Genomic DNA, 12,564 nt, shown 5'->3' on the forward strand with positions numbered 1-12,564 from the left:
GATTAAGCATGAACAGTGTTATTGAACAACAAGTGGCCGAGCTGGGTATAGAGGCCTATCTGGATCAACATCAGAACAAATCCCTGCTTCGCTTTCTGACCTGTGGCTCAGTGGATGACGGCAAGAGTACCTTGATCGGTCGTCTGCTGCATGACTCGAAACAAATTTATGAAGATCAACTGGCCGCGATCCACGCAGACAGCCAGAAGGTCGGTACCACGGGTGAAAAGCCGGATCTGGCATTGTTGGTGGATGGCTTGGCCGCAGAGCGCGAGCAGGGCATCACCATTGACGTAGCCTATCGCTACTTCTCAACCAAGAAACGTAAGTTCATCATCGCGGATACACCGGGACATGAGCAGTACACCCGTAATATGGCGACCGGTGCATCGACCTGTGATCTCGCCGTGATCTTGATTGATGCGCGTAAAGGCGTACTGGACCAGACTCGTCGTCACTCGTTTATCGCCAGCTCGCTCGGTATTCGCCACTTTGTGGTGGCTGTGAACAAGATGGACTTGGTTGACTTTGACCAAGCGCGTTTTGAATCTATTCGTGATGACTACTTGGCGTTTGCCGAGAAGCTCAATGCAGACATCGACATCAAGCTTGTTCCTCTTTCCGCACTGGAAGGCGACAACGTGGTAGACCGCAGTCCAAGCACCCCTTGGTACGACGGTGATACCTTGCTGACCATGCTGGAAGACGTCAACGTTACAGCGGAAAAAGACAAAAGTGCATTCCGTTTTCCTGTGCAATACGTGAACCGTCCAAACCTCGACTTCCGTGGTTTCTCGGGCACGATTTCTGGCGGTGAAGTGCGCCCTGGTGACGAAATTAAAGTGTTGCCATCAGGCAAAACCTCCACGGTTGAACGTATTGTGACTTTTGATGGTGACTTGGATTACGCACACGCAGGTCAAGCTGTCACGCTGACACTGAAAGATGAAATCGACATCAGCCGCGGTGATTTGATTGTGCCACTGAGTGATGCGTCTGAAGCCACTAACCAGTTCGCGGCACGCATTGTTTGGATGGCAGAGCAACCGCTGGAAGTCGGTCGTCAGTACGACATCAAAGTCGCGGGTAAGAAAACTGTGGGTGCGGTGAGCAAAATTAACCACCAAGTGGACATCAACTCGCTCGACACTTTTGCGACCGAAAGCCTACCGCTTAACGGTATTGCAGAATGTGAGGTCGAATTGACGGAAGCTGTGCCGCTTGACCTTTACACCGATTGCGCTGACACAGGTGGCTTTATCCTGATTGATCGTCTGACCAATGTCACCGTGGGTGCAGGCATGATCAGTGCGCTGCGCGAAGGCGCCGCCGCTGCAACCAATGGCGTTGATATCTCTGCGTTTGAGGTTGAACTCAACGCGCTGATCCGCAAGCACTTCCCACATTGGAATGCGCGCGACATCAGTAAGTTGTTGGGTTAATACACTATGACGTGGGATCAATCTCTTGTATTGGTATTGCTGCTGGGCATTGTGGCAGGCTTGGTGTTCACCAAGATCAAACCTGCTGTCCTGTTTGCAGCCTCAGCGTTTATCGCGTTCCAATCTGGGTTGATCAGCGTGGAAGCCATGGCGGGGAACTTCACCAACAGTTCCCTGCTGACTCTGGTGCTGCTGATCCTCGCATCAGCAGCACTGGAGAAAACGCGTTTGGTAAGCTGGGTGAGTGGTCAGTTGTCGAGTGGCAAACTCGGTACTGTGGTTGCCAAGCTTGGTTTGTCGACGGCGTTTTTAAGCTCCTTTACCAACAACACGGCAGTGGTGGTGTCCTTGATTGGTGCGATTAAACGTAATCGTCGTCATGCACCGTCAAGGCTGCTTATCCCCTTGTCTTATGCTGCCATCTTGGGTGGTACGCTCACCCTGATTGGCACCTCGACCAACCTTATCATCAACAGCTTTGTCGAAAGCTCTGGTTTACCTGCCCTCGACTTCTTTGCACCGTCAACCATTGGCCTTGCCGTGCTAGCGGGTGGTTTACTGGTGTTGATCCCGTTTTGTTATTTGCTGCCTGACTACGACGATCACAGCGAAGACGATCTGCCCTATGTCCTAGAAGCGGCGATCACCCGAGGCTCTCCATTAGCGGGCAACTCGGTGACAGAAAACGGCCTGCGTGCACTAAGACGTTTGTATCTTGCTGAGATTGTGCGTGATGGTGAAGTGATTGCGCCAGTTTGCCCTGATACCGTCTTGAAGGAAGGGGACAAACTGCAGTTTTGTGGTGACGTGGAAAGTGTGGCCACACTACAAGAAATTGAAGGGTTGGCGTTATTTGGTCAACACCACATCAACGGTCAGAACTTGTTGGAAGTTGTGGTTAGCCACAGTGCATCGATTCTGGGAAAAACCCTCAAAGAAGCCAAGTTTCGTGAGAACTTTGATGCGGTGGTGGTGGCGATACGCCGAGGACATGAGAAGCTGGAAGGCGGGTTGGGTAACATTCCCCTCTTGGCTGGCGATACCTTGGTGATTGTGCCGGGTAAAGGCTTTGCCAAAGAGCAGCAGCGCATGGAACGTGAGTTTGTGCTGGTGAACGGTTTGGACTCCAGTGTGCGCTTAGATGCCAAGATGAGTACTTGGGTGCTGGCCGGTTTCGCCACCATTATTGGCGCAGCATTGATGAACTGGATGCCTTTGCTTAACGGTTTGGCTGCGTATTTGATGGTGCTCTTGCTAACAGGTGTCGTCAACCTTGGTGAGCTAAGACGACGGTTTCCCGTCGAGATCGTGGTGATTGTCGGCTGTGCCTTGAGCTTGGCGCAATTGATGATCGACTCTGGTCTGTCGGCGCAAATGGGTGATTTGTTCATCCAGTGGTTTAACGGCTGGGGCGTTTACGGTGCCTTGATTGCGACTTACCTGCTGACCTTGGTGCTGACTGAGCTTGTCACTAATAATGCCGCTGCCGCACTGGCGTTTCCTATTGGTTACAGTTTGGCACTGGGCTACGGCGTCGATCCGATGCCGTTTATCATGGCGGTATTGTTTGGTGCCAGCGCGAGTTTTATTTCACCGTACGGTTACCAAACCAATCTTCTGGTCTACAGTGTGGGTAACTACCAGCTGACCGACTACTTGCGCATAGGATTGCCCTTGTCTTTGGTGTACTCAGCGTTGGTAATTGGGTTAATCCCCGTGTTTTTTCCATTTTGATTAACAAGGAATGAGTTATGAGTGCTGCTGATATGCCGCAGAAAGATGAAAACGTGATTTGGCATAAGCATGCTGTCGATAAGGCATTTCGATCTGAGCAAAAAGGTCAGCGTCCTGCGCTGCTGTGGTTTACTGGCTTGTCTGGCTCAGGCAAATCCACGGTGGCAGGCGCGCTAGAAAACAAACTGGCGGAGCTTGGTCATCACACCTATCTGTTGGATGGAGACAATGTTCGTCATGGTTTGTGCCGCGATTTGGGCTTTTCTGACCACGATCGCCGTGAAAATATTCGCCGAGTGGGCGAGGTGGCTAAGCTGATGACAGATGCTGGTCTTATTGTGTTGTCTGCGTTTATCTCGCCGTTCCGCGAAGAGCGTCAGCTTGTGCGCGATCTGCTGCCAGAAGGCGAGTTTATTGAGGTGTTCGTCGACACGCCATTGGACGTCTGTGAATCTCGCGATCCGAAGGGGTTGTATAAAAAAGCCCGTGCAGGGGAAATCAAAGCCTTCACTGGGATCAGCTCCGCATACGAAGCGCCGAAATCGCCTGAAGTGGTGCTTAAAACCGACCAACACGCAGTTGATGCGCTGGTTGAACAGTGCCTTGAGGCATTGAAAAAGGCCGGGGTTATCGCCTAACGCCAGCCTTTCCCTTAATCCCGCGTGTTAAGCGGTGGTGTCTATGGTTGAACCGAGTTCAACGACCACTTCAAACGCGTGGGACAGCATCGCCATCAACGCATCCATGTAATCTGGGTGCGTTTTTTGTCCCACCAGTTTTGCCAATTCATTACCCGTTGGACTGAAGCGATAGTAGTAAATTCGCGTTCCTTTTCTAAATGGCGTCAGCATGAAGGTTTTGCCTTGTCCGGTAAAAGGCAGCTTCTCAACAGGATCTAACGGACCAGATTCCAATTCAGTGCGAATGATCAGACCCAGATCCATCAAGAGCACCAGATCGTTATAAGGCAGTTTGAATTTACCCAGTGCCAGTCGTTCGGACTGATCCGGTTTGAAATAGCGCTTCACGCCACTTTCTGGCTGACGAAAGCCCGTAATGAGCTTGAGGGAAGCATCGTTACCAAACGAGCAAGCGAGGGCGCATGCACGTTGAAGCGATTGGGCTTCACGTTGCGTCATGGTTTCCAGCAAGGCCAGAGACTTCAGGGAGGTGCTGCCAGGGCGGATGATCTCTGTTTTCAGGATCTGCGCCCAGAGCTTTTGCATGCCGTCACCGTAGATCTTCTGTGCCATCTCGAAGAAGCGATACAGCCAATCGGGATCCGGCGTGCCTGCGGTCTCATCGCGACAGAGATCGTTAGTCAGTTTGATGATCTGCTCAAGGTTGGCCTGTTGACGTTGCTTCAGCTCTAGCTGGCGGTATCCGGCTCGGGCTGTTAGGTTGTCATGTTCAACACTGTGCAACTTTGCATCAATATGGTGATGTGCTGCAATGGACTTGAGGCGTTGCATACTCGAAATAAGGTGCGTTTCTTGCCGTTTGGCATTCTTCACCGCTTTTCGTTCTGACGCCGCTTCTTTGATGTCGACAACAACCGGTTTGCTTGCATCCACCATACGCTATCCCTATCTATCTGATTACGAGGGTATTCCAAGACGGCCTACATTCTTTCTCGCGCAATCAACCATGTTAAAATAAAATTAAATTTGTTAACATTTGGCGAGAGATAAGACGGCGAGGGAGGACCATTACAATGAAAAAATTCAGAGTAAACTCTGTCAATGCCCTGTTGGTCGCCTTTTATATCGGTACTTTGGTCTACCTTTCTCAGTTTATCGGCTGATCATCCCAAAACATTAAAAAACCCGCTCAAGGCGGGTTTTTAATGTTAAATAGTGATGGCTATCACTTGATTGATTTGTTCACCAAATCAATAGCCTGAGTAACCTCTTGCTCGCTCAATGGGCCTTCTTTCACAAAGCGCACAACGCCATCGGCATCAATCAAAATGATTGCGGAGCTTTCGTCCTTAAGAGCCATGCATCAGCCACTGCGCCGTTGGCATCTAGAACGATAGATGACCAGCTGAATTCTTTTTTGCTGTCTTCTGCTGACGATTTGACAAAGCTACCTGTACCCCAAATCGCATCATCTTGGTTGATGATGGTAGTGGTTTGGTATTTGTCTTCTGGGAAGTTCGCGGCAGTGATGGCATCCATCAACGGCGCATTCATTTCTTTTGCGCTGCTGCGGCCAGCAATGGCTTGGATGATGCGAACTTTGCCAGCAAGTTCAGCTGTGTTCCATGGCTGGTAGCCCACTTTGTCACCGTTCAGAGTCAGTTCACCGTATTTTTCTACAGACGCAGTAGGCAGCGGCTCGCCATTTGAAATGTTGTGTGCTGAGGCAAAAGTGGAAATGAGAGCGGTTGCCAGAGCAAGGGTTTTAATACAACGCATAGGGTTGGTGTCCCGTTTATTAGTCGTGTGGTTTTGTGTGATTGCTTTGCCTCTGAAATGCTTATAACAGAAGCAGTTACGGTAATTAAATATAGCTGATCGCCAACAAAGAACCGTATCAATAACAGATCCAACCACTCAGTTTTGTAAATTTCCTTGTGTCTCCTTTGAATCATTATTAACAGAATGTGTCTTATTTTTGCCAAGTGATTATTTTTTACTACGCTTAGGACGTTGTACGAGAAATGGGGAAACCGAGTAGTGAGATTTGTTGTCAAAGGTTTGTAGTTACCCCGCGAACAATTGGCATTTTGATTGCATTACACAAATGTCAGCCATGTTTGTAATCCATGGTGTGTGATGCCGGTCTTTTATCTTTGGCATGAAAGGAGTTCTTCAATGTTGCGTATTTTTCACCAGTACCGCCCACGACAAGTCGCTCGCTATGTGAAAGGATTCTTTCGCGGCAGAGTCTACATCGACGGTATCGGTGCGTTTGAGTTTGATGGGGGCAAATTGCTTCCGCCAACAAAGCAAGACAAACGCGCATTGGCGGTAATGACTGAAGTGAATAACGAGATCAAAGCCATGACGGCAGCAGCCGCTTGAGAGAAAACCTAACGATGCTTTGATTCTCATTGCGAGAAGCGATTTGAAAGAAAACGCCCGTCTAGACGGGCGTTTGTTGTTTTAACGTTCCCAAGGTGGCAAGCAGACACCTGTACCGCCTATTCCACAGTATCCATTAGGGTTTTTCTGCAAGTACTGCTGGTGATAGGTCTCTGCAAAGTAGTAAGGCCCAGCCTGCGCGATTTCCGTGGTGATAGGCGCAGTAATCCTTTCTGCTTTCAGTGCCGCTTGGTAGGCATCTCTGCTCGCCAGAGCAATGCGCTCTTGCTCATCGTTGAAGCAATAGATGGCGGAGCGGTATTGGGTGCCAACGTCGTTTCCTTGACGCATACCTTGCGTTGGATCGTGGCTCTGCCAAAATTGCGTCAGGATATCTTCCAGACGAATTTTGCTTGGGTCGAACACCACCTGAACCACTTCAGTGTGGCCTGTTTGTGCGGTACAAACGTCCTGATAGGTAGGATTGACGGTAAAACCGCCGCTGTATCCGACGGACGTGGAGGTGACGCCGTCGAGCTTCCAAAACAGACGCTCAGCACCCCAGAAACAGCCCATGCCAAGTAAAATCTGTTCTTCACTGGCATGTGCTGATTTGCTGAGTGCACGCCCATTGACGGCATGCGTCTCAGACGGAATAATTTCTTGCACTCTGTCAGGAATGGCTTGTTCTGCATTGATAGCGATTTGTTTTGCATTGAGCATGGCGTGACTCCTTGTCGACTGTCATCTTAGACTCAGTTTTATTATGCTTTGATGCACATTTGCAACAGCACTTTGCCCCGTATTCAAGGTCATACTGTGGTGAAATTTGTTTCATTATGACTTTCAGGATGAGAATAAGACGTACGACTGATGATAATTAAACGATTAATACCTTGGGTGATTTGTGGTGTACTGGGCGTTCCCGGGGTAGCAATCGCGGATGTTGATTTCAAAATCAAGGGCCTCGATGATGCCCTGAAAGACAACGTCGAAGTGTACCTCGATGCCATTTCAGATAACGATCGTCGTGTCGATTTCCGCCTTCAGTCCCGCGTGACTGACGAAGCGACCAAAGCACTCCAAGCCCTTGGCTATTTTGACCCCGTAATAAAATTCTCCGTCGAAGACAAAAAATCAGACACTGACGCGACCGTCGTGCTCAATATTGACCCGGGAAAACCGGTGATCATTTCAGACGTTGATGTGAAGCTGATTGGCGGTGCGGCAACAGACCCGGCTTTCAAAACGTTATTGCAAACGGCGCCGATGAAAGGCGACGTGTTAAACCAAGGGCAATATGACGCCCTGAAATCCTCCATTCAAAGCCTTGCGGTGCGCCGTGGCTACTTTGATGCCGAATACACGCTGGCAAAGCTGGAAGTTGCACCGGGGCTTCATCAAGCGTTTATTCGCCTGCATTTTGACAGTGGTGCGCGCTACCATTTTGGCCCGACTATCTATCACAACAGCCAAATTAATGAAGACCGCCTCGACAGCATGATGACCTACAAGGAAGGCGACCCTTACCTTGTGAGTGATTTGGGGGCATTTAACCAATCGCTTTCCAACACAGGCTGGTTCTCATCTGTGTTGGTTGAAGCGGGGCTTGATGATTTGCGCGATGATCGTGTGCCGATTTCAGTGAGCCTAGAGCCCGCGCCACGTAACCAGTTTGAAACCGGTATTGGCTATTCGACCGACACCGGACCTCGCGTCAAAATCGGTTGGCGTAAGCCTTGGTTTAACAGCCGCGGCCACAGCCTGAATACAGATTTGTACGTGTCTAAGCCCAAACAGACGCTGGAGTCGACTTACAAAATTCCGCTTGAGGATGTGCTTCGCGAGTACTACCAAGTGCAAGTCGGCTTGGAAAATCTCGATAACAACGATACCCAAAGTTTTGAGTTCACCTCGTCCATTTCCCGTCACTGGAAATACGATACGGGTTGGCAACGCTCTTTGTACGTGCGTTGGCTGTACTCTGACTATACCCAAGGCAGTGTGTCAGATGAGTCGAACCTGATTTTGCCAGGGATTAACTTTTCGCGCGTACGAAGCCGCGGCGGTGCCATGCCGTCTTGGGGGGACAAACAATCCATTACGTTTGAAGCGGGTGATCCTGCGTTGCTGTCAGATATCTCGCTGTTCCGTGTGATTGGTCAAACGGCGTGGATTCGTAGCCTCAATAACGATAACCGTTTCTTGTTCCGAGCTAATGCAGGCGGTGTCTTCACCGACGAGTTTGAGCGTGTGCCTCCATCGCTGCGATTCTTTGCTGGTGGTGACAACAGTATTCGAGGTTACAGCTACGAGTCTATCTCGCCAAAAGATGACGAAGGCAAACTGGAAGGCGGTAGCTATCTGGCGACGGGTTCGTTGGAATATAACTATCGCGTCTCAGGTAACTGGTGGGCTGCCATCTTCACCGATGCGGGTGACGCATGGACGACCAGTGATCCAGAATGGAAAACCTCCGCCGGTGTCGGCGTGCGATGGGAATCGCCAGTGGGGCCAATCCGTTTGGATGTCGCCCATGGTTTTGAAAATACAGATGATGACTTCATGATCCACTTTAGCTTAGGTCCTGAACTATGATGCGATGGGTAAAACGCCTGACCCTTGCGGTAGTTCTGTTGTTGGTCCTGATTGTGGTGGGTGTTGGGGCAATTTTGCTGACGCCTGTCGGTGTAAAACTGGCGGTGTGGGGCGCAGAAAAAGCCCTGCCAGAACTTAAGATTGAAAAAGGCAGCGGTGCGCTGCTCAATGGCTTTGCGCTTGATGGCGTGACCTTCACCATGCAGGGTGTGTCTGTGTCAGCCAACTCGATGTTTCTTGATTTGAACAGCAAATGTCTGACGGGCCCAGCTATCTGTATTGATGCACTCAATGCCGATGGTCTCAAGGTCAATGTCGGAGATACTGGCCCGTCTGAAGAGACGCCGCCCTCTGAGCCTGTCACCTCAATTTCAACGCCGATTCCTGTGTTTCTTAACGGCGTATCGCTGACAAATATCGATCTCGACATCCTTGGTAACAAGGTGCACTGGGATAGCCTGACCACTGCCGCACAAATGCAGCGCAGTAACCTGACGCTCAAGCCAACGCTTTGGCAAGGGATAAAAGTCGAGTTGGCGGAGTCGAAAGGCGAACCAGAAGCCAAATCCGAAAAATCGTCCGAGCCGAAGCAGGCACTTACTTTGCCAGAGGTGAACATTCCTCTAAATGTGGTCATCGAACGCTTTGAGTTGAAAGACGTCGATCTTCTGTTGCCTCAAGCGCAGAAGGTGCACCACCTGGTGCTGCAAGGCCGTGCGGCTGGGAACGATGTCAGTATTCAACAACTGTTGCTGGATGCCGAGCAAGGAAAAGTCGACCTAAACGGTGATATTGCATTGAAAGGTGAGTACCCACTTACTCTTGATGCAAACGCAGATATTCGCATGAAACCGCTTGGTGGGCATACCTTAACGCTGGACGCAAAAGGCGATTTGAGCGAGCTGGAGCTAAAGGCAGATTTAACCGGTACTTTGCAGGCAAAGCTTTCGGGCAAACTCAATGTCCTCGATCCTGATTTGCCGTTTGAAGCCTTGCTGACCAGTCGTAATCTTCAATGGCCAATCGATTCGGCACCCGACTACCGACTGGCGTCGTCGGCACTTCGAGCAAACGGCAGCCTTAACGGTTATCGCGCCACCTTGAAAACCGATGCGTCGGGCAAAGATATTCCGGACATTACCTTAAGAACGCAACTGAGTGGTGATCTCTCCAAAATCGCGTTGGGCAACCTAGATCTCGATACCTTGGGAGGCAACATCAAAGGTGCCGCCAGTGTCGATTGGTCGACCTTGGTGAAATGGGACACGTCATTGACCTTCACCGATATTCAGCCGGGTCTGCAATGGCCGGAAGCAGAAGGCAAGCTCAGCGGCAAAGTGAAAAACGATGGTCAGCTTACCCAAGCGGGCGGTTGGCAGGTGAATGTGCCAGAGCTGGATATTCAAGGTGACATACGCAACCAAGCCCTGACATTAAAAGGTCAGGTCGCGGCATCGGATGTGAAAGGCAAAGGAGATATCCAACTTGATACGGAAGGTCTGCTGTTAAGCCATGGACCAAACCAAATCGCGGTATCTGGTCGTGTGAACGAGACCTTGGATTTGGATGTGGGTATCAAGCTGCCCTCGTTGGCGGCATCTGTGCCAGACGCGAGCGGTGCGATTCAAGGTGACATTTCCTTGTCGGGCACGCTCAAAGAGCCAGTAGCCGCATTGAACCTTGCGGCCAACAAACTTCGCTATCAAGACTTGGTGTCGATTGCAGATGCCAAAATCCGTGGTTCACTCAAACCCTTACCTGTTGTGGGTGGCGGCTTGATTGTGGATGTAAACGGTATTAAAGCCGAAGGCGTGGATGTGAAGAGCCTAACACTTCGTGCCTCGGGTGATGAAGCCGAACAGACGCTATCGCTGAAAGTCGACGGTAAACCTGTCGGCGCGGACATTGCGCTGCGCGGCAGCCTCGACAGAGACACAGGTTGGAAAGGCACGCTCTATAACTCCACGCTTCGTACACCGGTTGGGCCTTGGGCACTGCAAAATGATGTGGCACTGGGCTATGACATTAAAAGTGGCAAAGTGAACGTTGGCGCATTTTGTTGGGGACAGAATCAGAGTCGTATTTGTCTCGATAAACCGATTTCGGTCTCTGACAGCGGGCAAGCGACGGTGTCTGTCGACAAGTTCAATCTCGACATTATTCAATCTTTCCTGCCAGCAACCACGACGTTAAGTGGTTTGGTCAATGCCAACGCGGATGTGGCGTGGAAGCCAAATGCGCTGCCGACAGTAAAAGCGACGGTTGCTTTGGGTAAAGGTAATGTGGTTGAGCAGCTAGACCAACCGTTTACCTTGGGGTGGGACAAGGTGAACGTCACGGCCAATTTGGTGGATGAAAAGCTTATGGCGACGGCGCAGCTTGATTTAACCAATAATGGCTCAGTGTCTTTGGATGCTGATATGTCAAACCTTTCCAGCGACAAGAAGGTGCTGAGAAGTACCTTCGGCATTGATGCGATCAGCTTGAAGATGCTAGAGCCTTTATTGGGTGATGACAGCAAGCTGGAAGGTGTGCTGAACGGTAATGTGGTGCTTAACGGCGATTTGGATGCGCCAACCGCAGACGGCAACATCACCCTGACGGGGTTGAAACTGCAAAGTCTTGCGGCGCCCGTTGAAGTGCGTCAGGGTCAGATTGCGATTGCACTGAAAGGCAAACAAGGCGATATCAACGGTAAGGTGGAAACACCCGACGGCGACTTGGTATTAAAAGGGCAAGCGGATTGGCGTGACCTCAATGCTTGGCTGGCATCGCTCAATGTGAAAGGGCAGAACCTGAAAGTGGTGGTGCCGCCAATGGTAGCCTCGAAGTCAGCCCTGACATGACGCTGAAAGCCACACCGAAACAGGTGGACGTGACAGGCAATGTGTCTGTGCCTTGGGGACGCATAATCGTTGAGTCGCTGCCGCCTTCTGCGGTGCAGGTGTCGAGTGATCTGGTGATCTTAAATGACGAGCTGAAACCCATCAGTGAAGAAGAGAAAGATCCGATCACCATCAATGCCCAGATCAAGGTCAACATCGGGGATGATGTTCGCCTTGAAGCGTTCGGTCTGAAGACCAACCTTGAAGGCAAGCTGGATGTGCAGAGTAACAAGAAAGGCCCGAGTGTCAGCGGTGACGTGAATCTGGTGGACGGTACGTATCGATCGTTTGGTCAGGATTTGCTGATCAAAAAAGGTCTGATTTTGTTTAACGGGCCACCAGAACAACCTTACCTTCAAGTAGAAGCGATCCGTAACCCGAACAATATCGAAGACGATGTAGAAGCGGGTATTCGCGTGACAGGCCCTGCGGATGCACCAGAGGTGCAAGTGTTCTCACAACCTGCTATGCCTCAGGCGAATGCGCTTTCGTATCTGACACGCGGTCGTAACCTTGATAGTGAGTCTGACGGCAATGCCATGACGTCCATGTTGATCGGCCTTGGTTTATCGCAAAGCGGTAAGCTGGTTGGTCAGATTGGTGAAGCGTTTGGTGTTCAAGACCTTACGGTCGATACCGCAGGCAGTGGTAACGATGAAAAAGTGGAAGTGTCTGGCTACATCCTGCCGGGTCTTCAGGTGAAATACGGGGTGGGTATTTTTACCAGCCTGCCAGAATTTACCGTGCGCTATCGCCTGATCAAGGACTTGTACCTTGAGGCCGTCTCCGGTGCCGACAACGCCGTCGACCTGCTCTATCAATTCAGTATCAAATAACAAAAAGCCCGCGACAGCGGGCTTTTTTTATCGCAAATAT

The 12,564-nt window shown here is 50.6% G+C and carries 9 protein-coding genes and 1 pseudogene; 7 read left to right on the plus strand and 3 right to left on the minus strand.

The window, feature by feature from the left end:
- Positions 1–8 precede the first annotated feature (8 nt).
- The 3 genes from cysN to cysC are packed head-to-tail and all read left to right on the plus strand — an operon-like array spanning position 9 to position 3,814.
- Complete coding sequence (cysN, locus tag ATN88_RS20650) at positions 9–1,442, plus strand: sulfate adenylyltransferase subunit CysN (protein ID WP_067419503.1); 1,434 nt, start codon at positions 9–11, stop codon at positions 1,440–1,442.
- A gap of 6 nt (positions 1,443–1,448) precedes the next feature.
- On the plus strand, positions 1,449–3,176 hold the full coding sequence (locus tag ATN88_RS20655) for an SLC13 family permease (protein WP_067419504.1): 1,728 nt from the start codon (positions 1,449–1,451) through the stop codon (positions 3,174–3,176).
- Between the two features lie 17 nt (positions 3,177–3,193).
- Positions 3,194–3,814, plus strand: a complete 621-nt coding sequence (cysC, locus tag ATN88_RS20660) for an adenylyl-sulfate kinase (RefSeq protein WP_067419505.1) — start codon at positions 3,194–3,196, stop codon at positions 3,812–3,814.
- A 27-nt stretch (positions 3,815–3,841) separates the two neighbouring features.
- Here cysC and ATN88_RS20665 read toward each other — a convergent pair whose 3' ends face one another.
- Together ATN88_RS20665 and ATN88_RS20670 are read right to left on the minus strand one after the other, a co-directional pair.
- A complete protein-coding gene (locus ATN88_RS20665; RefSeq protein WP_067419506.1) occupies positions 3,842–4,753 on the minus strand; it encodes a TIGR03899 family protein in 912 nt (303 codons plus the stop codon).
- A gap of 289 nt (positions 4,754–5,042) precedes the next feature.
- Positions 5,043–5,596, minus strand: a pseudogene (locus ATN88_RS20670) (YtfJ family protein).
- Positions 5,597–5,995: 399 nt separating this feature from the next.
- Between ATN88_RS20670 and ATN88_RS20675 the strand changes: the two are divergent.
- Positions 5,996–6,205, plus strand: a complete 210-nt coding sequence (locus tag ATN88_RS20675) for a DUF1107 domain-containing protein (RefSeq protein ID WP_067419507.1) — start codon at positions 5,996–5,998, stop codon at positions 6,203–6,205.
- An 81-nt stretch (positions 6,206–6,286) separates the two neighbouring features.
- Here ATN88_RS20675 and msrA read toward each other — a convergent pair whose 3' ends face one another.
- Positions 6,287–6,928: a peptide-methionine (S)-S-oxide reductase MsrA gene (gene msrA / locus ATN88_RS20680; RefSeq protein WP_067419508.1), complete on the minus strand. Its 642-nt coding sequence runs from the start codon at positions 6,926–6,928 to the stop codon at positions 6,287–6,289.
- Between the two features lie 153 nt (positions 6,929–7,081).
- On the opposite strand from msrA, the gene tamA reads away from it, so the two are divergent.
- From tamA to ATN88_RS27825, 3 genes are read left to right on the plus strand one after another with little or no spacing between them, the layout of a single operon-like run.
- A complete protein-coding gene (gene tamA, locus ATN88_RS20685) occupies positions 7,082–8,803 on the plus strand; it encodes an autotransporter assembly complex protein TamA (protein ID WP_408607726.1) in 1,722 nt (573 codons plus the stop codon).
- Entirely contained in the window at positions 8,800–11,649 is a 2,850-nt protein-coding gene (gene tamB, locus ATN88_RS20690) for an autotransporter assembly complex protein TamB (protein WP_232313455.1), read from the plus strand. The genes tamA and tamB overlap by 4 nt, the downstream gene beginning before the upstream one ends.
- Entirely contained in the window at positions 11,565–12,524 is a 960-nt protein-coding gene (locus ATN88_RS27825; RefSeq protein ID WP_232313456.1) for a translocation/assembly module TamB domain-containing protein, read from the plus strand. The genes tamB and ATN88_RS27825 overlap by 85 nt, the downstream gene beginning before the upstream one ends.
- The last annotated feature ends 40 nt before the right edge of the window (positions 12,525–12,564 follow it).

The sequence above is a fragment of the Enterovibrio coralii genome (genome assembly GCF_001559595.1).
GTDB lineage: Bacteria > Pseudomonadota > Gammaproteobacteria > Enterobacterales > Vibrionaceae > Enterovibrio > Enterovibrio coralii.